Annotated in this window: 22 protein-coding genes and 2 tRNA genes; 18 read left to right on the top strand and 6 right to left on the bottom strand. The window is 50.8% G+C overall.

Annotated features, from left to right (window positions below; translation table 11 throughout):
• The first annotated feature begins 162 nt into the window (after nucleotides 1-162).
• Both metK and ACVA58_RS23045 read left to right on the top strand, forming a co-directional pair.
• The gene (gene metK / locus ACVA58_RS23050) at nucleotides 163-1,317 is read left to right on the top strand and encodes a methionine adenosyltransferase (protein WP_446512691.1); all 1,155 of its coding nucleotides are present in this window, start codon (nucleotides 163-165) and stop codon (nucleotides 1,315-1,317) included.
• A gap of 243 nt (nucleotides 1,318-1,560) precedes the next feature.
• The gene (locus tag ACVA58_RS23045) at nucleotides 1,561-2,052 is read left to right on the top strand and encodes a SprT family zinc-dependent metalloprotease (protein ID WP_446512690.1); all 492 of its coding nucleotides are present in this window, start codon (nucleotides 1,561-1,563) and stop codon (nucleotides 2,050-2,052) included.
• An 11-nt stretch (nucleotides 2,053-2,063) separates the two neighbouring features.
• Here ACVA58_RS23045 and ACVA58_RS23040 read toward each other — a convergent pair whose 3' ends face one another.
• Nucleotides 2,064-3,362, bottom strand: a complete 1,299-nt coding sequence (locus tag ACVA58_RS23040; protein WP_446512689.1) for a hypothetical protein — start codon at nucleotides 3,360-3,362, stop codon at nucleotides 2,064-2,066.
• A 259-nt stretch (nucleotides 3,363-3,621) separates the two neighbouring features.
• Here ACVA58_RS23040 and rsmE point away from each other — a divergent pair, with 259 nt between their 5' ends.
• The 4 genes from rsmE to ruvX all read left to right on the top strand — a co-directional run bounded on the left by rsmE (nucleotide 3,622) and on the right by ruvX (nucleotide 6,453).
• Nucleotides 3,622-4,353: a 16S rRNA (uracil(1498)-N(3))-methyltransferase gene (gene rsmE / locus ACVA58_RS23035; protein ID WP_446512688.1), complete on the top strand. Its 732-nt coding sequence runs from the start codon at nucleotides 3,622-3,624 to the stop codon at nucleotides 4,351-4,353.
• A gap of 17 nt (nucleotides 4,354-4,370) precedes the next feature.
• Nucleotides 4,371-5,318: a glutathione synthase gene (gshB, locus tag ACVA58_RS23030; protein WP_446512687.1), complete on the top strand. Its 948-nt coding sequence runs from the start codon at nucleotides 4,371-4,373 to the stop codon at nucleotides 5,316-5,318.
• A gap of 146 nt (nucleotides 5,319-5,464) precedes the next feature.
• The gene (locus ACVA58_RS23025; protein ID WP_446512686.1) at nucleotides 5,465-6,028 is read left to right on the top strand and encodes a YqgE/AlgH family protein; all 564 of its coding nucleotides are present in this window, start codon (nucleotides 5,465-5,467) and stop codon (nucleotides 6,026-6,028) included.
• Nucleotides 6,025-6,453, top strand: a complete 429-nt coding sequence (ruvX, locus tag ACVA58_RS23020) for a Holliday junction resolvase RuvX (RefSeq protein ID WP_107349959.1) — start codon at nucleotides 6,025-6,027, stop codon at nucleotides 6,451-6,453. Before ACVA58_RS23025 ends, ruvX begins: the two co-directional genes overlap by 4 nt.
• A 411-nt stretch (nucleotides 6,454-6,864) precedes the next feature.
• On the opposite strand, the gene ACVA58_RS23015 is transcribed toward ruvX, so the two are convergent.
• Both ACVA58_RS23015 and ACVA58_RS23010 read right to left on the bottom strand, forming a co-directional pair.
• A complete protein-coding gene (locus ACVA58_RS23015; RefSeq protein ID WP_446512685.1) occupies nucleotides 6,865-7,971 on the bottom strand; it encodes a PilT/PilU family type 4a pilus ATPase in 1,107 nt (368 codons plus the stop codon).
• Between the two features lie 14 nt (nucleotides 7,972-7,985).
• Nucleotides 7,986-9,023 carry a type IV pilus twitching motility protein PilT gene (locus ACVA58_RS23010; RefSeq protein WP_446512684.1) on the bottom strand — a complete coding sequence of 346 codons (1,038 nt, stop codon included), beginning with the start codon at nucleotides 9,021-9,023 and terminating at the stop codon, nucleotides 7,986-7,988.
• A 23-nt stretch (nucleotides 9,024-9,046) separates the two neighbouring features.
• Here ACVA58_RS23010 and ACVA58_RS23005 point away from each other — a divergent pair, with 23 nt between their 5' ends.
• The 7 genes from ACVA58_RS23005 to hemW all read left to right on the top strand — a co-directional run bounded on the left by ACVA58_RS23005 (nucleotide 9,047) and on the right by hemW (nucleotide 13,968).
• Entirely contained in the window at nucleotides 9,047-9,748 is a 702-nt protein-coding gene (locus ACVA58_RS23005; protein WP_446512683.1) for a YggS family pyridoxal phosphate-dependent enzyme, read from the top strand.
• 99 nt (nucleotides 9,749-9,847) lie between these two features.
• The gene (proC, locus tag ACVA58_RS23000; protein WP_446512682.1) at nucleotides 9,848-10,666 is read left to right on the top strand and encodes a pyrroline-5-carboxylate reductase; all 819 of its coding nucleotides are present in this window, start codon (nucleotides 9,848-9,850) and stop codon (nucleotides 10,664-10,666) included.
• Between the two features lie 9 nt (nucleotides 10,667-10,675).
• Nucleotides 10,676-11,230, top strand: coding sequence for a YggT family protein (locus ACVA58_RS22995; RefSeq protein ID WP_446512681.1), 555 nt, complete (start codon nucleotides 10,676-10,678; stop codon nucleotides 11,228-11,230).
• Nucleotides 11,227-11,520 (top strand): DUF167 family protein YggU, encoded by a 294-nt coding sequence (yggU, locus tag ACVA58_RS22990; protein WP_446512680.1) that lies wholly within the window; start codon nucleotides 11,227-11,229, stop codon nucleotides 11,518-11,520. Before ACVA58_RS22995 ends, yggU begins: the two co-directional genes overlap by 4 nt.
• A 145-nt stretch (nucleotides 11,521-11,665) precedes the next feature.
• The gene (locus ACVA58_RS22985) at nucleotides 11,666-12,103 is read left to right on the top strand and encodes a DUF4426 domain-containing protein (protein WP_446512679.1); all 438 of its coding nucleotides are present in this window, start codon (nucleotides 11,666-11,668) and stop codon (nucleotides 12,101-12,103) included.
• A 101-nt stretch (nucleotides 12,104-12,204) separates the two neighbouring features.
• Nucleotides 12,205-12,798: an XTP/dITP diphosphatase gene (locus ACVA58_RS22980; protein WP_446512678.1), complete on the top strand. Its 594-nt coding sequence runs from the start codon at nucleotides 12,205-12,207 to the stop codon at nucleotides 12,796-12,798.
• A 3-nt stretch (nucleotides 12,799-12,801) separates the two neighbouring features.
• On the top strand, nucleotides 12,802-13,968 hold the full coding sequence (gene hemW / locus ACVA58_RS22975) for a radical SAM family heme chaperone HemW (protein ID WP_446512677.1): 1,167 nt from the start codon (nucleotides 12,802-12,804) through the stop codon (nucleotides 13,966-13,968).
• Between the two features lie 125 nt (nucleotides 13,969-14,093).
• Here hemW and ACVA58_RS22970 read toward each other — a convergent pair whose 3' ends face one another.
• The 3 genes from ACVA58_RS22970 to trmB form a co-directional block, all read right to left on the bottom strand.
• Complete coding sequence (locus ACVA58_RS22970) at nucleotides 14,094-14,495, bottom strand: hypothetical protein (RefSeq protein ID WP_446512676.1); 402 nt, start codon at nucleotides 14,493-14,495, stop codon at nucleotides 14,094-14,096.
• Between the two features lie 54 nt (nucleotides 14,496-14,549).
• The gene (glsB, locus tag ACVA58_RS22965) at nucleotides 14,550-15,470 is read right to left on the bottom strand and encodes a glutaminase B (protein WP_446512675.1); all 921 of its coding nucleotides are present in this window, start codon (nucleotides 15,468-15,470) and stop codon (nucleotides 14,550-14,552) included.
• Between the two features lie 104 nt (nucleotides 15,471-15,574).
• A complete protein-coding gene (gene trmB, locus ACVA58_RS22960) occupies nucleotides 15,575-16,312 on the bottom strand; it encodes a tRNA (guanosine(46)-N7)-methyltransferase TrmB (RefSeq protein ID WP_446506258.1) in 738 nt (245 codons plus the stop codon).
• 155 nt (nucleotides 16,313-16,467) lie between these two features.
• Between trmB and mutY the strand changes: the two genes are divergently transcribed.
• The 5 genes from mutY (at nucleotide 16,468) to ACVA58_RS22935 (ending at nucleotide 19,477) form a co-directional block, all read left to right on the top strand.
• Nucleotides 16,468-17,526: an A/G-specific adenine glycosylase gene (gene mutY / locus ACVA58_RS22955; protein WP_446512674.1), complete on the top strand. Its 1,059-nt coding sequence runs from the start codon at nucleotides 16,468-16,470 to the stop codon at nucleotides 17,524-17,526.
• 116 nt (nucleotides 17,527-17,642) lie between these two features.
• On the top strand, nucleotides 17,643-17,915 hold the full coding sequence (locus ACVA58_RS22950; protein WP_107300870.1) for an oxidative damage protection protein: 273 nt from the start codon (nucleotides 17,643-17,645) through the stop codon (nucleotides 17,913-17,915).
• Nucleotides 17,916-18,020: 105 nt separating this feature from the next.
• Nucleotides 18,021-19,157, top strand: coding sequence for a membrane-bound lytic murein transglycosylase MltC (gene mltC, locus ACVA58_RS22945; protein WP_446512673.1), 1,137 nt, complete (start codon nucleotides 18,021-18,023; stop codon nucleotides 19,155-19,157).
• 128 nt (nucleotides 19,158-19,285) lie between these two features.
• Nucleotides 19,286-19,361, top strand: a tRNA-Phe gene (locus tag ACVA58_RS22940).
• Between the two features lie 44 nt (nucleotides 19,362-19,405).
• Nucleotides 19,406-19,477 (top strand) — tRNA-Asn (locus ACVA58_RS22935).

Below are 19,477 nucleotides of genomic sequence, written 5' to 3'. Positions count from 1 at the left end.
ACTCGTTGCAAGTTGATTTTTAACCAGCAAAAGGTATTATGGCCGTCTAGACGGAGGTAGCTCTATACATACAAACGTATATCCGTACGCAACTGCGTGATTGATATCATAAGCATATAGAGCTCGAGTTTTTTCAATTAACATATTTTTATGGGAGCGCTCATGGCGAAGCACCTGTTTACTTCTGAATCAGTATCAGAAGGCCATCCAGACAAAATTGCAGATCAGATTTCAGATGCAGTATTGGATGCGATCTTGGAGCAAGATCCGAAAGCACGTGTTGCGTGTGAGACTTACGTAAAAACCGGTATGGTGATGGTTGGTGGTGAAATCACTACTTCAGCATGGGTTGATATCGAAGAAATCACTCGTGAAACTGTACGTGAAATCGGTTATGTAAACTCAGAAATGGGTTTCGATGCCAACTCTTGTGCCATCCTAAGTGCCATTGGTAAGCAGTCTCCGGACATCAACCAAGGTGTTGACCGTGAAGACCCACGCGAGCTAGGCGCTGGTGACCAAGGTATCATGTTCGGTTACGCGACAAACGAAACTGAAGTACTGATGCCTGCACCTGTGACTTACGCCCACCGCCTAGTAGAGCGCCAAGCAAAAGTTCGAAAAAATGGTGCCCTACCTTGGCTTCGCCCTGATGCGAAAAGCCAGGTAACGTTTGCCTACGACCAAGGAAAAATCGTTGGTATCGATGCAGTCGTACTTTCGACTCAGCACTGCGACAGCATTGAGCTACCAGTACTGCAAGAAGCAGTAATGGAAGAAATCATCAAGCCAGTTCTACCTTCAGAGTGGCTAAACAAAGACACCAAGTACTTCATCAACCCAACCGGCCGTTTCGTAATCGGTGGCCCTATGGGTGACTGTGGTCTAACGGGTCGTAAGATCATCGTAGATACCTACGGCGGCGCAGCTCGTCACGGTGGTGGTGCATTCTCTGGTAAAGATCCATCGAAAGTTGACCGCTCGGCAGCATACGCAGCACGTTATGTAGCGAAGAACATCATTGCTGCAGGCATGGCTGACCGTTGTGAAATCCAGCTGTCTTACGCTATTGGTGTTGCAGATCCAACATCTATCATGATCGAAACATTCGGCACCGAGAAAGTGTCTCACGACATCATCGTTGAAGCCGTACGCCAGCACTTCGACCTGCGCCCATACGGCCTGATCGAAATGCTTGACCTACTTAAGCCTATGTATCAAAAAACAGCGGCATACGGTCACTTCGGTCGTGAAGAGTTTCCATGGGAAAAAACTGACAAAGCAGACATCCTACGCGACTTCGCTAACATCAAGTAAGCGGCGTAAGCGACAGTCTGATTGTAAAAGGGAAGCTTCGGCTTCCTTTTTTAGCATCTGGCTATTGGCTATTGGCTATTGGCTATTGGCTATTGGCTATTGGCTATTCAGAAGGATTAACTCCGAGCCATATCAAACCTATTGTTTTCCTTGGTCCCGCTTTTCCGAGGGCCTTGTGCCTCTAGCCTCTGGCCCGCTGACCTCTTATACTCTCCCCTTCCACCAGCAAGCCCTGAAGTTGCCATGACTCTCCTGCAAAACCAAGTTACCGAACGCGTAAAGCAATGTATCACCCAAGCCAACCAGCGCCTCAACAAGCGTTTAACCATGCCAGAGGTACGCTTTAGCCAACGCGGTAAGATTGCCGGTAGTGCCCGGCTGCAAGGGTGGGAAGTTCGCTTCAATCCGGTATTGCTCGAAGAAAACCCAGATGCTTTTTTAAATGAAGTCGTACCCCACGAAGTTGCCCACTTAGTGGTATTCAAACTGTTTGGCAAGGTCCGCCCACACGGCAAGGAGTGGCAGATCATCATGCAAGAAGTGTTCGGTGTTACCCCTCGCACCACCCACAGTTTTGATGTCAGTTCGGTACAGGGCCAGACCTTTCGTTACCGCTGCCAGTGCAATGAGTACCAAATGACAGTCCGCCGCCACAATAAAGTCCAGCGCGGGCAAGCCCATTACCGCTGCCGCCAGTGCGGTCATACACTGGCCTTACAGCAGCAGGTTCAATAGACAAGAGGTGATTACTCACGGGTGAAATCATCACGGAAGAAGACAGTGCTCAGCGCCTGCTGCGTGCTCTTCACCATCGGCTTGCCCGACACAAATCGGGACTGGGCCTCGCACCACCCAGTGCCGTAAGGCAGCAATTCAGCAGCCTCATCAATACGGCTAAATTCCGCTCTGAGATCGCGCATCAAGATACGCTCTGCGATTTGCTTCGCTCTCGATTTTACATGACTGTCTGCCAAGCGGTCACGCTGCCCCCAGCCTATCTTGTAATCATCACAATAGGGGTCTGTCATTGCAGGCTCAACAAGAAAGGCGACATCCGAAATCGCCTGGTATTGCTGGTGCATCATATAAGCTTCAAACAGCATCGCGACATCTTCAGCCTGACTGGAGTAGGCATAATAATCAGCCGCGCCATCAAACTCGAACTCGGCCCCTAAGGTTTCGGCTTCAAGCTGAGTCTGTGCCTGCGTAGGAGTTTCGCCGCGAAAAGAAGCCTGAGCCAAATCATGCAGCATAATCGAGCTTAGAGGCTGCTCCCGGTTAAGATCACTGTTCACCGGGATCCGTCGTTGAATATTCTGCCAAACCGTCAAGTTGGTATCCAAATCTGCCAATGTATCCTGCGGTAAATAGTCATTGGCATGAGCCAATTCATGGGCCAGCAAGCGGTATAACCCTCTGGTGATCTTATCTATATCCCGAAAGTAATTAACGTCCCTATCATAAGTATTGCTGGTCAACACATATTGGCCATAGGGATCGAGATAACGGTTGGCGGCAACAAATTTGAACTGTGATTGATAAGCATCACGAAAGTCATCCTGCTGATAGATATCCTGCCACTGCGTTTCTGTCTGCCAGAGGTAACGCGGGTCGATATACATGCTGGCCGTTCCGGAATGATAGAAAGAGGGGCGAATTTCATAGCTCAACACGACAGCATTAACAGAGCCGAATAAGTTCAGTAGATCCTGCGGCATCTCGCGCAGGGCCGCGATGAAGTTACTCCCCATCCACGCATGCGATACTACCAGCCGGGCGGCAATGTCATCGACCGTAACATCACCCTCAATGCCATAGCCTAGCGGTGCAATATCACTGACTAGGCAAGACCGCTGCTGTTTGTATAAGGGAACGCAGTCAAGAGCTGCTGACGCGAAAAGGCTATTGGACTGGTAAGCCTGCAAACTATCGAGGGCAGGATCACCATTAACGTTAGAACGCTCCTGCGCTTTTTCACCTCCGCCGCCACACCCAACAAGCACCAGCAAGCCGGTAACCACTACGGCTATCAACTTCTTTTCCATTGCAACATTCCTTGTTTTTATAAAGCAACTAAGCACATATGGTACAAAAACAGGCCAAACTCACAACAACCAAAGCATAAAAGTGCGACACATAAATACTCCACCAGGATTCGTTTAATTTCCTTTTTACCCTTGTTTTTCTCCCTTACCGCGTCCATCTCTTTATCCTATAGCCTGCATTCGATGACCAAGCGCCTGCAATCAGCAGCAGAGTTGATATAATGCAGCCAGACTACAACCAACAGGTTACAAGATAGCCATGAGAATCCCACGAATTTACCACCCGGAGTTATTGCCAAGCTCTGGAACCATTATGCTAAGCGAAGACGCTGCCAACCACGTAGGCCGTGTCATGCGTATGCAAGCCGGCCAAGAAGTCCTTCTGTTTGACGGCAGCAATGCTGAGTTTCCGGCAGTGATCACCAATGCCAGCAAGAAGAGTGTGGAAGTGGAAATCCAGGCGCGCGTTGAAAACAGTGTCGAATCACCACTGGATATTCATCTTGGCCAGGTTGTTTCTCGTGGTGACAAAATGGAATTTACCATCCAGAAATCCGTCGAGCTGGGCGTTAATACCATCACCCCACTGATTTCAGAGCGTTGCGGAGTAAAACTGAACGCCGAACGTTTCGAGAAAAAACTCCAGCAGTGGCAAAAAATCGCCATCAGCGCGTGCGAGCAATGTGGTCGTAACACCGTGCCGGAAATCCGCCCGATCATGAAGCTAGAAGAATGGTGTGCCGAAGAATACGACGGCTTGAAGCTGAACCTGCACCCTCGTGCAAGTTACTCGATTAACACCCTGCCAGAGCCAGTGACCAAAGTGAAACTACTTATCGGTCCTGAAGGCGGTTTATCCGCAGACGAAATTTCAATGACCGAGCAATACACCTTTGATGAAGTATTGTTAGGCCCGCGTGTGCTGCGTACCGAAACGACAGCAATGACCGCGATCACCGCATTACAAGTTCGCTTCGGCGATCTGGGCTAACCAAGAGGAATACAGCAATGATCAAACTGGGTATCGTGATGGACCCAATCGAGTCTATCAACATTAAAAAAGATTCCAGCTTTGCCATGATGTTGGAAGCCCAGCGCCGTGGCTGGGAAATCCACTATATGGAAATGAACGACCTGTCACTGGAGCAAGGAAAAGCCATTGCCCGCACCCGTGTCGTTAGCCTGAAGGAAGATCCAAACGGCTGGTTTGAATTCCACAGTGAACAAGAAATCGCGCTGTCAGATCTTGACGCGGTATTGATGCGTAAGGATCCGCCATTCGACACCGAATACATTTACGCGACCTACATTCTGGAGCGTGCAGAAGATGAAGGCGCCCTGATCGTCAATAAGCCACAGAGCCTGCGTGACTGTAACGAAAAGCTGTTTACCGCCTGGTTCCCTGAGCTGACGCCAACCACCATCGTTACTCGCCGTGCCGACAAAATCAAAGCTTTCCACCAGGAGCACGGGGATGTGATCCTCAAGCCACTTGATGGGATGGGTGGCTCGTCTATCTTCCGCGTAATGAAAGGCGATCCGAATGTCTCGGTGATCATCGAAACCTTAACCAATATGGGCCAAAATTACTGCATGGCTCAGACCTTCGTACCTGATATCAGCAACGGTGACAAACGTATCTTGGTGGTCGATGGCGAACCGATGCCATACTGTTTGGCTCGCATTCCGGCCAAAGGCGAAACACGTGGCAATCTGGCCGCAGGCGGTCGTGGTGAAGCGCGCCCTATCAGCGAGACCGATCGCAAAATCGCTGAAACCGTCGCCCCGGTACTGAAGGAGAAAGGCTTGATCTTCGTAGGCCTTGATGTGATTGGCGACAAGCTAACAGAAATCAACGTCACCAGCCCAACTTGTATCCGTGAAATCGAAGCAGCTTTTGATATCTCTATCACTGGCAAGCTGATGGATGCCATCGAGCGACGCATCAACGCGTAATTGGCGACTCAACGCAGCCCCACTCAATTAAGACAAGGGCTGCATTGAGTGGGCTGCATTAAATTTAAATTCCTCTCCCTTTAATACCAATTCTGTTAATTAGTCGGCATACTGTAAGTAATACGTTCGGTAGTAGGTATCTTTCCATGAACTTGACTAACCACTTTCTGCTAGCCATGCCAAGCATGCAAGATCCAAATTTCAAAGGAAGTGTTGTCTACATTTGCGAGCACAACGACGAAGGCGCAATGGGTATCGTCATCAACCTGCCGATTGAAATTTCGGTGGGCAACATGCTTGATCAAATAGAGATTGAACGTGAATTGCCAGTCAAGGATCCAGCCAGCCTTGAACAGCCCGTATTTAACGGGGGTCCAGTATCCTCCGATCGCGGCTTTGTTTTGCATAATCGGGTTGGTCGTTTGAGTTCAAGCATTGATGTCACCGATGATGTTTCCATCACCACTTCCAAAGACATCCTCTCACTACTCGGGACCAGTGAGTCGCCAGACAATTTTCTGGTTGCTCTGGGTTATGCAGGATGGGATTCAGGGCAGCTTGAAAAAGAGCTTATAGAAAATGTCTGGCTGACAACGGAAGCCAATACCGATGTGGTGTTCAATACCCCCATCAATGAACGTTGGAACAAGGCCATTGCCCAGTTGGGTATCAATGCCACTAACCTATCCACAGAACAAGGACATGCATGAGTCATTCTCGCAGCGTACTCGCTTTTGATTACGGTACGAAAAGCATTGGTGTCGCCATCGGCCAGGAGCTGACAGGCACCGCTAGCCCACTAGGGGCTCTGAAGGCTAAAGATGGGATCCCTAATTGGGACGACATTGAAAAAATCATCAAAGAATGGCAACCGGACTTGGTTGTTGTCGGCCTTCCGCTAGATATGCGAGGCGGTGAGTTGGAAGCCATCACACCAAGGGCCAAAAAGTTTGCCAACCGCCTGCACGGTCGATTCGGTTGCCAGGTTGAATTGCATGACGAGCGCCTGAGCACCGCTGAAGCCCGCTCCGATCTATTCGATCGCGGCGGCTACCGCAACCTCAGCAAAGGCAATATCGACTCCCAATCAGCTGTTGTGATCCTCGAAAGCTGGTTCGAGCAGCAGTACGGATAGCCATAAGATCCTGGGTTCTAGCGTCTAGAACCTAGGGATTATCTTCTCACCGCATTCCCCCTTTCAGACCCATTATCTTCCCTTTTTTATTGATTCTAGGTCTTTGGTTCTCGGATCCTATCACCTTATTCGTACAGCTTTCCCTTCTCTTTTCACCAAAAAGCGATCGCTTACCAAGATCTTGAAAAATGGATTTGACTGACCCCAGAAAGCTCAAGGGATGATCAGGCTGTACAGCTTTTGGGCTATTTGAATCCGAAAGCTCAGATACCTGTACATCGTGATCCTGACCATAACGAAAAAACATTAACTTCAATAGCTTATAAAATACGATCAACAAAAAAAGCATTAGGATCATAACACCCCCAATGCTTTTGGTTACCTACAGACTAATTGCTACGATCAATAAGATCAGCCCATATCGACGGTGACCCCAGACAATGCATTCGTACTTCGCTGACTCTTGCTTCCCACTTTAATCATCAAGCGCAGGTCGTTGGCTGAATCGGCATGGTGCAAGGCATCCTGCTCAGTGATCTTGCCAGTGCTGTAAAGGTCATAGAGCGACTGATCGAAGGTCATCATCCCCGATTCATTCGATTTGGCCATGGTGTCTTTGATCTCATGGAGCTCGCCGCGACGGATCAAGTCTGCGATCCTCGGGGTATTGATCAACAACTCAAAAGCACCATGTCTACCGATCCCATGCGCATCGGGGATCAACTGCTGGGCCAAGATACATTTAAGATTCAAAGACAGATCGAACAGGAACTGCTCGCGCCGCTCTTTCGGCACTAAATGCAAGATCCGCTCTAGTGCCTGATTGGCATTGTTGGCGTGTAGGGTCGCCATACACAGATGTCCGGTCTCGGCAAAGTTCATCGCATATTCCATGGTTTCGGGAGTACGGATTTCACCAATCAGGATCATATCCGGCGCCTGGCGCAGGGAGTTTTTCAAGGCCACTTCGTAACTTTCGGTATCCAGCCCCACTTCACGCTGGGTGATGATGCACTTATTGTGCTTGTGTACGAATTCAATCGGATCTTCTACCGTCAGGATATGACCACTGCGGTTGCTGTTGCGATAGCCGGTCATGGCTGCCATCGACGTTGACTTGCCCGATCCAGTCGCGCCAACAACCAATACCAAGCCACGCTTGGCCAGCGCCATCTTCTGCATATCCATAGGTAGGTTGAGTGAGTGAAACTCCGGGATTTCCGTTTCAATACGGCGGATCACCATCCCCGGTAATTCCCGCTGCCAGAAAGCGCTAACCCGGAAGCGATTCTCCCCCCTCACCAAGGCAAAGTTAGCCTCTTTACTGGCACGGTATTCAGCCTCTTGCTCACGGTCCATCGCCTCGCCAAACATTTGCTCGATGGCTTTAAGGTCGAGCATATCGCCAAGGGGATGGAGATTGCCATCAATGCGGAGTAAACAAGGAGAATCGACAGTAATATAGAGATCCGAGGCCTTGCGGCTGATCATCTCGTTAAGTGCGTGCTGTAATGTCATTCTATCTATCCCCACTAAAACGACGAAAAGCCAGAATCAACAACCCGGCGTCCTTCTTCGGCATCCACCAGCCCCTGGGCAACCAGCATCTTGACACTTTGATCCATAGTCTTCATTCCCATAGCCGATCCGGTCTGGATCATCGAGAACATCTGCGCCACCTTATCTTCCCGGATCAAGTTGCGAATCGCCGGTGTCGCCATCATCACCTCATGGGCGGCAATACGCCCGCCACTGGTACATTTGAGCAGGTTCTGTGATACCACCGCACGTAGCGACTCCGACAACATGGAGCGTACCATTGCCTTATCATTGCCCGGGAATACATCGATGATCCTATCAACCGTCTTTGCCGCCGAACTGGTATGCAAAGTCCCCAGCACCAAATGCCCGGTTTCTGCCGCCGTCAGGGCTAAGCTGATAGTCTCGCGGTCACGGAGCTCACCAACCACAATCACATCGGGATCTTCACGTAGCGAGGAGCGCAGGGCATTATGGAAACTGTGGGTATCGCGATGTACTTCACGCTGGTTGATCAGGCAACGTTTACCGGTGTGGATGAATTCCACCGGATCTTCAATGGTTAGGATATGGCAGTTTGAATTCTCGTTAATGTAATCCACTAACGCGGCAATAGTGGTCGACTTACCCGAACCTGTGGCCCCGGTCACCAGCACCAATCCACGTGGGAGTTGGGCGATCTGGTAAAACACGTCAGGCACACCCAGTGACTCCAGGGTCGGGATCTTGACCGGTATCGTTCTAAATACCGCTGCACTGCCCCTCGCTTGCTTGAATGCATTAACACGGAAGCGACCAACATCGGGTAATTCAAACGAGAAATCGACTTCTAGCCGCTCTTCAAACTCCCTGCGCTGGGCATCATTCATTATATCGAATACCAAACGATGTACTTCCGCATGCTCCAAAGCCGGTAAACTCAGCTTGCGCACATCGCCGTCAACCCGGATCATCGGCGGAACACCAGCAGAAAGGTGCAGATCAGAGGCGTTATGCTTTACACTAAAGTCCAGTAGTTCGGTGATATCCATAAATTTTCCCCACAGAATCAATTATGAATAGTATCAAGCAAAACATTGAACAGGTCATCACCCAGATCGGCCTGGCAGCAGAAAAATGCGGTAGAGATGCCGAATCAGTGCAACTGCTTGCAGTTAGCAAAACCAAACCTATTGCCGCGATAGAGGAAGCGATTGCCGCTGGCCATGCGACATTTGGCGAAAACTATGTTCAGGAAGGCGTAGAGAAGGTCCAGTACTTTGCCCAGCAAGGTCTCGCTTCGTCATTGAGCTGGCACTTCATTGGCCCGATCCAGTCCAACAAGACCCGTCCGATTGCCGAGCACTTCGACTGGGTCCATTCGGTTGACCGTGCCAAGATCGCCCGCCGCCTCAGCGAACAGCGCCCGGCAGAGATGCCGCCACTCAATATCCTGCTTCAGGTCAACACCAGCGGTGAAGACTCCAAGTCGGGACTGGCTTTTGATGACGTCGCGGCGCTGGCAGATGAAATCGCCGCCATGCCGAACCTGGTGTTACGTGGCCTAATGTCGATTCCGCAAAAAGCCGATGATTATGACAGCCAGCTAGCCGCATTTTCCAGCCTGGCTGAGACAATGGACAAGCTCAAGGCCAAACACCCGCAGCTTGACACCCTGTCGATGGGAATGAGTGGCGATCTTGATGCCGCCGTTGCCGCCGGTAGTACCATCGTCCGCATTGGCACAGCTATTTTTGGTGCCCGTGATTATTCGTAGTTCAGCGAGAATAACTTGGGTATATAATAGCCACACAATTATAACGTCTAGGAAGGACGTCATCGTCCCTCCCGGCCTTGAAAACACAAAGGATGTAACATGGAACAACGCGCGATTGCCTTCATTGGTGCCGGTAACATGGCCCGTTCTATCATCGCCGGCCTCGTTGCCAGCGGCTACGCGCCGGACAAAATCACCGCGACCGCACCAAGCTCAGCCCGCCGCGAGCCGTTGGCCCGTGATTACGGGATCCACACCACCGACAATAACCTCAGCGCCGCTTCCGATGCCGATGTCATTGTATTGGCCGTTAAGCCCCAGCTGATGGAAGAGGTGTGCCAACCGCTGCAGATCCTCGATTTTTCCGGCAAGCTAGTGATATCAATTGCCGCCGGGGTGAGTGCTGAGCGCCTCAACCAGATGCTGGCAACCAAGCTGAGCCTAGTGCGGGTAATGCCCAATACCCCATCACTGATTGGCAAAGGCATGAGCGGCCTCTTCGCCTCTAGCAGTCTCAACCCCAATGACCGTCAATTTGCCGAACACTTAATGCAGGCTGTCGGCGAAGTATGCTGGGTAGAGCAAGAGTCGGGAATTAACGGTATTATTGCCGCTGCCGGCAGTGCTCCAGCTTACTTCTTCCTGTTTATGGAAGCGATGCAGGACGAAGCCATCAAGCAAGGTTTCACCCCTGAGCAAGCCCGTATGTTGGTACAGCAGTCGGCGCTTGGCGCGGCAGAAATGGTCGTCGCTAACCCGGATACCGACCTAGCGACCTTACGTGCTCAGGTGACCTCGAAAGGTGGCACAACCGCCGAGGCAATCCGCACTTTCAACGAGTGCCAACTTAGTGATACCGTAGCAAAAGCAATGCGTGCTGCCGTTTCCCGCGCTGAAGAAATGGAAAAATTATTTTAAGGTTAGTATATGAACTCAATTGGTTTTCTTGTCAGTACCCTATTTGATCTCTACATTATGGTCGTGCTGCTGCGCATCTGGCTCCAGTGGGCGCGTGCCGATTTTTACAATCCGTTTTCGCAGTTTATCATCAAGGCAACCCAGCCGGTCGTCGGTCCGCTGCGCCGCATTATTCCGTCAATTGGCTCACTGGATGTCGCCACCCTGCTGTTTGCCTACATCCTGAGTATGGGTAAGTTCATCCTCCTACAGTTGGTGCTGGGCGGTGGCTTTATCTTTACCCCTGAGTACTTCTGGATTGGCGCCCTATCATTAGTGAAAGCCGCTGGTGGCCTGCTGTTCTGGGTACTGCTGCTACGCGCTATCCTAAGCTGGGTCAGCCAGGGTCGCAGCCCTGTTGAATATGTAATGCACCAACTTACCGAGCCATTGACAGCCCCTATCCGCCGTATTATCCCAGCAATGGGTGGCCTAGACCTGAGTGTATTGGTTCTGTTCCTTGGTCTGCAGTTTGCCAACTTCCTGATCGGTGACGTTGTCGGTCCGATCTGGTTCCAGCTATGAGCCAACAGGCCGTTTACCTTGATGGTGACGATCTGATCTTAAGGCTCTATATTCAGCCAAAGGCCAGCCGTGACCAAATGGTTGGCCTACATGGTGATGAAATCAAAGTGGCGATCACCGCCCCGCCAGTTGATGGCAAGGCCAATGCCCATCTGACTAAGTACCTGTCCAAGCAGTTCAAGGTCGCCAAGGGGCAAATTGACATAGAAAAAGGGGAGCTAGGACGTCACAAGCAAGTGCGTATCACGGTCCCCAAGGTTATCCCCGAGCCCATCAAAGCTCTGCTGTAATCGGTAACCACTCCCAGCCCGGCGTCCCCCAAGACGCCGGGCTGTTTTTCATCAGACTGTTACACCCGACTATAATGGAATTAAGCAATACCCACTATCGGTGCAGGGATAATCCCCGACCCAGTGCGTATAGAAGGATAATAAAATGACTCGTCTTTTCAGCCTATTTGCCCTGTTACTTACCAGCCTGGGTGCTAGCCTCCCGGCCCATGCCGAGCAATTCGAACAAGTCGGTAGTTTGGAGGTCCACTACTCCAGTTTCCCATCAACGTTTCTCACCCCAGACGTTGCCAGTACTTACAAAATCCAGCGCAGCCGCTATTCCGCGGTGATCAATGTCACTGTGCTTGATACAGGCAAGCCGGGGAAACCAGCAGTAACTGCGGTACTTAATGGTCAGGCTAAAAACTTACTCGGCAGCGTAAAGAACCTATCTTTCCGGGAGATCAGAGAAGGCGAGGCGATTTATTACATTGCCGAAATCAAACACGCCAATGAAGAGCGTTTCAATTTCTCCATCGACATGTCCCACAACGGCACCCGAGGCAACATCAAGTTTGACCAGACTTTTTATGTCGACTGACCCAACTCCAGTACCGGCATCTACACGGGGAGCCTAGCGCTCCCCTTTTAATTTCCGGGTAGTGAGATAAGATAGCGCCCTCTTTATTGTGAGGAACTGTGATGAGCAAATTAGTACTAGCTACTGGTAATCAGGGCAAAGTGAAAGAAATGGCTAGCCTGTTGGCAGATTTCGGCTTCGACGTGGTTGCCCAAAGCGATTACAACGTCTCTTCTGTGGCCGAGACAGGTACCACCTTTATCGAAAACGCTATCATCAAAGCTCGCCATGCAGCCAAGGAAACCGGTTTGCCAGCGATTGCCGATGACTCAGGCCTTGAAGTCGACTACCTCAAGGGAGCGCCGGGGATCTATTCTGCCCGCTTTGCCGGTGCTGATGCCTCTGACGAAGAAAACCTGCAAAAGCTGCTAACAAAAATGGAAGGGGTTGCGCCAGAGCAGCGTACCGCCCGTTTCCATTGCGTACTGGTCATGATGCGTCACGAGAATGATCCCACCCCACTCGTCTGCCACGGCAGCTGGGAAGGCCAAATCCTGACCGAAGCCCATGGTGAGAATGGCTTTGGCTATGATCCCATTTTCTGGGTACCTGAAGACCACTGCTCTTCAGCAGAGCTTGAACCCGCTCGCAAGAAACAACTATCACACCGCGGCAAAGCCCTCACCAAGCTATTTGCTGCCCTGAAGGAAGCATAAACCATGCTAGTACCACCACCACTGAGCCTGTATATCCATATCCCATGGTGTGTCCAGAAGTGCCCTTATTGCGACTTCAACTCCCATGCGCTGAAAGCCGATATTCCTGAGCTTGATTACATCGATGCCCTTATCGAGGATCTCGATACCGACTTGGCCAAATATGGTCTCAATCGCCAAGCCCGGGAGCTGCATTCCATTTTCATCGGTGGTGGTACCCCAAGCCTGATCTCCGCACCGGAAATCGGCCGCTTGCTTGAGGCCGTCAAACAACGGATCCCGTTTAGCAAGGATATCGAAATTACCATGGAAGCCAATCCGGGCACCGTCGAGGCCGGACGCTTCAACGCCTACCGTGCCGTGGGAGTCAACCGTATCTCAATTGGCATCCAGAGTTTCCAGGATGAAAAACTCAAACGCCTAGGCCGGATCCACGGTAGCAAAGAAGCCATTACTGCCGCAGGACTGGCCAAAGAGGCCGGACTCGACAGCTTCAATATTGACCTGATGCACGGCCTGCCGGATCAAAGCATCGATGATGCCCTGTCAGATCTGAAACAGGCGATAGCCTTGCAGCCACCGCACTTGTCTTGGTATCAGCTGACTATCGAGCCTAATACCCTATTCTACTCCAAGCCGCCGGTACTGCCAGATGACGATGATTTATGGGATATCTTCGAGCAAGGCCACCAGCTGCTGGCTGATGCTGGCTATGTCCAGTACGAAATCTCGGGCTACAGCAAAGCAGGCCGCCAGTGCCGCCATAACCTCAACTACTGGCGCTTCGGCGACTATCTGGGGATCGGTTGCGGTGCCCATGGCAAGCTGAGCTTTGCCGACGGCACTATCACCCGTACAGTGAAGGTCAAACACCCTCGAGGCTACCTCAACCCGACCAAGCCATATCTTGATCAGGAAAACCAGGTTGCTGCCAGTGAGCGTCCGTTCGAGTTCTTTATGAACCGCTTCCGCCTGCTAGAAGCCTGCCCGAAACAAGATTATGTCGATCGTACCGGCTTGCCGTTATCAAGCATTGAGGAGCCGATCAACTGGGCACTTAAGCAAAGCTACCTGGAAGACAAAGGCGAGCAGTGGCAGATCACTGAGCACGGTAAACTGTTCCTCAACGATCTGCTGGCGGCGTTTGTAGACGAAGACGAGCAAGATTAAGGCTCAGTGCAGATAGTACAAAAGAACGTAAAAATACCGCGAGTAGCTCTAGCTGGTATTCTAGGCCGGAGCTACACGCGTTTATGCTCTTTTGTTCGACGACTTTGGAAGAAGGGTGAAAGGCATCAATTTAGAGTGACGCTCTGCCAACGTTTAAGGGCAGGAATTTGAGATTGAATTTCGCTTTCCTTCGCTTGGCGCATTGCCACCTGATCGCACAGCTTTTGATCGATCAACTGTGAATGGGACAAAGTATAAGGCAAGTCATCCAGCATAAGGCGGTGATAGTCAGCGAGCAACATCGACTGATCATCACTGAGCTTGACCTTGTGGACCCCGAAGTAAAGTTGACCACTGGGTTTTATCTGAAAGTTTTCCCCTTCAAATTCGAGATTGAGCGCCCCGTCTTGCATACTCAGGCTGTTGTGCCACTCCAACTGACACACAGGCGCTTCATTGGCTTGAACGCCCAATGATAAGGCAAACCCGACAACCGCTAACTTGTACCCACAAACACGCAACAGCATAAGCCTTTCCCCGTAATCGGAGTAGGTTAGGATCTGCAGCCCTAAACGACCCCGTTAAAAAATTGAACGGCCGATCCGCTCAGCCAGCAATTCGAGGGCAGCTGTACCGGCCAGAGAGTTACCCGAAGGATCCAGCTCTGGCGACCATACCGCGATGGCCATTTCACCGGGAACGATAGCAATGATCCCGCCACCGACTCCTGATTTGCCCGGCATACCTACCCGATATGCAAATTCTCCGGCACCGTCGTACAACCCGCAGGTCGCCAGCAGTGCATTCATTTGCTTACACTGAGTTTGGGTGATAATTGTTTTTTTTGCGCCCAAAGGAAGCCCTTTATTTGCCAAGTAACTGAAAGTTTTGGCTAAATCAACGCAGCTCATTTTCAGGGCACAATAGCTGAAGTAATTAGTCAGCACCGGCATCACCTCATTCTCAAAGTTACCAAATGAACGCATCAGATAAGCTATCGAGGCATTACGATCACTGTGCTGCATCTCCGAAGCGGCCACGACCTTGTCGTAGCAAATATGCGGGTTTTGGGCCAGGCCGCGTACCAACTCCAGCATCCGGTATTGAGGGGCCGACAAACGGCTGTGCAGCAGATCAGAGACTACCAGTGCCCCGGCATTGATAAACGGGTTACGTGGTATGCCGTTTTCCAGTTCGAGCTGGATCATCGAGTTGAATGCATGGCCTGATGGCTCCTTGCCGACCCGCTGCCAGATTTCCTCCGGCTGGTACAAGGTCATCGCCAGTGTCAGGCTCAGCGCCTTGGAGATCGACTGGATCGAGAAGTCTTCCTTGCTATCACCAGCCTGAATAACTTCACCGTCGTTATAACACACAGCAATCCCCAATTTACTGGCCGGAACTTCCGCCAATGCCGGGATATAATCAGCCACTTTTCCTTTTCCGATCAGCGGTCTGACTTCATCTAAAATCTCGTTTAGCAACTGCTCTGTTGGTTTCATTACTTTTCTCCAAGGATAAAAAAGCCAACACGAGGTTGGCTTTTTTCGAACAACTGATGCACCCTGCGGTGCTTGGCAATACCTTGCCCAAATGCGCTTGAGACTTACTCAGTGCGCGCGTATTTCATGTCCCATACGCCGTGACCCAATCGGTGGCCACGAGCTTCAAATTTTGTCAGCGGACGATCTTCAGGACGCGGGATGTAAGCACCGTCTGTTGCCGTATTACGGTAACCCGGCGCAGCGTCCATCACTTCAACCATATGCTCAGCGTAGTTTTCCCAGTCTGTCGCCATGTGGAAGATACCACCGATTTTCAACTTTTTACGCAACATTTCTGCGAACTCAGGCTGAACGATACGACGTTTGTGATGACGCGCCTTATGCCATGGGTCAGGGAAGAACAGCTGCACGCAATCAAGGCTACCATCTGCAATCATGTGCTCGAACACTTCTACGCCGTCGTGACACATTACACGTAAGTTAGTCAGACCCGCTTCTTCTGCGCCCATCAAGCAAGCACCTACACCTGGGCTGTGAACTTCAATACCGATGAAGTTTTTCTCTGGGGAATTCTTGGCCATCTCAACCAGAGAGGCACCCATACCAAAGCCGATTTCCAGTGTAACTGGGTTATCGTTATTAAATACTTCTTTCCAGTCCAGCATCTGCTGAGCGAAGTCGATACCCATAGCCGCCCAGTTATTGTCCATGGCCGCTTCTTGGCCCTTGGTCAAGCGACCTTCGCGACGAACAAAGCTACGTACCTTACGTACCAGTTTGCCGTCTTCGGTAAATTCGTTCAGGGTAACTTCACCTGACTTTTTTGAAACTTCGCTCATGCTTACTATCCAAACAAAAAAGAAACGGAACGGCATTATCCAAAGTTACAGCGCAAGTGCAAGTCTATCGATTGCGACGACCCGGACTTTGTGGTGCAATCAGGGCCAAAAATAAGACAGACGAAGACGGCTGTCAGTAATGTGAGCTTGAAACTGTGACCAATACCTTCTCTGATGCCATTTTAGCGTGGTATGACAAATTTGGCCGGAAAACCCTGCCATGGCAACAGCAAAAGACCCCCTACAAGGTCTGGCTGTCGGAAATCATGCTACAGCAAACCCAAGTCGCCACGGTGATCCCGTACTTTGAGCGTTTCATCGAACGCTTCCCTACGGTCACCGCTCTTGCAGCCGCCGAACAAGACGAAGTGTTGCACCTGTGGACAGGCCTAGGCTACTACGCCCGGGCGAGAAACCTGCACAAAGCAGCCAAACACATCGTTGACCACCATAACGGCGTTTTCCCAACCGATATCGAACAAGTGATTGCCCTACCAGGGATAGGCCGCTCAACCGCTGGGGCTGTGCTGTCACTATCTCTCAAACAACATCACCCTATCTTGGATGGCAACGTAAAACGCACGCTAGCCCGATGCTATGCCGTTGAAGGGTGGCCAGGGAAAAAGCCGGTAGAAAACCAGCTATGGGAAATCGCCGAGGCCAATACTCCAGACCAAGGTGTGGAACGCTATAACCAAGCCATGATGGATATGGGGGCGATGATCTGTACCCGCAGCAAGCCTAAATGCGAATTGTGCCCCGTCGCCGAGCGCTGTGAGGCCAAAGCACAGAGTAGACAAACCGATTTTCCGGGCAAGAAACCCAAAAAAATCCTACCGGAAAAGCAAGCCTGGTTTGCCATTTTCCAGTATGGCGAATATGTCTGGCTGGAAAAGCGCCCACCCGCAGGGATCTGGGGCGGCCTGTGGTGCTTCCCGCAACAGGATCACGCCGACCTAACGCCGGTGATCGAGCAGCGAATAGGTCAATTAGAGATCATCAGCGATCAAGAGCAGCTGAACGCATTCCGCCATACATTTAGTCACTATCATTTAGATATCGTGCCGATAAAATTAAGCCTTTCCGCGCAACCCAACAGCATCAGCGAAGCCGGTAATGGCCAATGGTATAACCTCAACCAACCCGCAGAGATAGGGCTGGCGGCACCGGTACAGCAGATCCTCGAGAGCCTGCGCTACGAGCTAAATAGATAGAGTTTTTATAGCAAGTGACTTCAAGTAACATGCACCTTAAAGTTACGTGAGCATATTAAGCATGGTATAAATATACCCAAGTAAACGAATCAACGTTATAACGAAGGAGCTCCCCGATGAGCCGTACAGTATTTTGTGCCCGCCTGAAAAAAGACGCGGAAGGCCTTGATTTCCAACTTTATCCGGGTGAACTGGGCAAGCGTATTTTCGACAACATCTCGAAGGAAGCGTGGGCCGAGTGGCAAGGCAAGCAGACTATGCTGATCAACGAGAAAAAATTGAACATGATGGATCCGGAGCACCGCAAGCTGCTGGAAACCGAAATGGTGAACTTCTTGTTTGAAGGCCAAGATGTCATTATCGACGGCTACACGCCGCCGAGCGAATAATACCGCTAATGCTTCCCCCATGCTTGGTCGTTTAGCTCTAGGGAAACATATAAGTCATTAATTCAGGCATCTTTTGTAAGGTGCCTTTTTCTTATTCCGGGAACTATGAGATTACGCGCGCTGTTTTTGTCCCTGCTCCTACTGAGCGGCTGTAGCCGAGAGTTTATTGAAAAACTCTACGATGTCGACTACTCCACTACCAACCGTTTTGCCAACAACCTCGCCCCGCTGCCAGGTCAGTTCACTCAAGATACTGCCGCGCTCGATCGGCTAATGAACTCCTTCAACGGTCAGGTAAAACGCTATTGGGGAGATAACGACTCACTGGTCGCCAGCAAGCGTCAATACGTTAAGTACACTGATGGTTACCGTAGCCGCGCTCATGTTGATTTTGAACGCGGCATGGTTATCGTCGAAACCGTCGCAAAAACCGAACCGACCAAGCACCTCAAGGAAGCCATTACCACCACTTTGCTGACACCAGACAATCCGGGCGGCGTCGATCTGTATTCCGATTCAGCTATCGAGTTGAGCGGCAAGCCGTTCCTCTATGGTCAAGTGCTCGACAATGAAGGTAAGCCCATCGAATGGTCATGGCGTGCCAACCGTTTCGCCGATTATTTGATCGACGGTAAAATGAAAAAGCGCTCGGAGCGCTTCCACCAAGTCTATTATGTTGAAATCCCGATGGTGGCCGATCACGCCAACCAGCGTGGTTACAAGTATGCCAGTATTGTTCGTGATGCTTCCCGCCGTTACGGCATTGCCGAAGATCTGATCTATGCCATTATCAAAACCGAAAGCAGCTTCAACCCCTATGCGGTCAGCCACGCCAATGCCTACGGCCTGATGCAGGTGGTACCAAAAACCGCCGGGGCCGATGTCTTCAAGCTAGTGAAAAACAAGCCAGGCATACCGACACCTGAGTACCTGTTTGATCCTGCAAGAAATATTGATACCGGTACTGCCTACTTCTACATCTTGCGTACCCGGTATTTGAAAGACGTCCGTGATCCGCTGTCGCTCCATTACAGTATGATCTCAGCTTACAACGGCGGTACCGGAGGGGTGCTCAATACTTTCCACGGCAGTGACCGCAAACGGGCGATGAACGATTTGAACAGTTTGCAACCAAATCAAGTCTACTGGGCACTGACCAACAAGCACCGCAATGCCGAGGCCAGAAGGTATTTGGAAAAAGTCACCGCATTCCAAAAAGAATTTAACCAAGGAAAAATCTGATGCTATGACAAGGAAATAGCCATAATCGGCGTTTCCGGACGAAAAGCAGGCAACCGAGCGCGACAATGAAAATTTTCTAAAAAAATAGTTGACGAAAAGAACGAAAAACCGTTTAATAGCGCTCCGTTGCCTCGATAGCTCAGTCGGTAGAGCAGAGGATTGAAAATCCTCGTGTCGGTGGTTCGATTCCGCCTCGAGGCACCATCTCTTCTCTTTTGAAGAACATGGTGCAAGCAACGATATATAATTCCCCCTTAGTTCAGTTGGTAGAACGGCGGACTGTTAATCCGTATGTCGCAAGTTCAAGTCTTGCAGGGGGA

This window comes from Photobacterium sp. DNB22_13_2 (assembly GCF_052873915.1).
The sequence above is the reverse complement of the archived record's forward strand: the minus strand, read 5'-3'. Positions and strand labels throughout refer to the sequence as shown.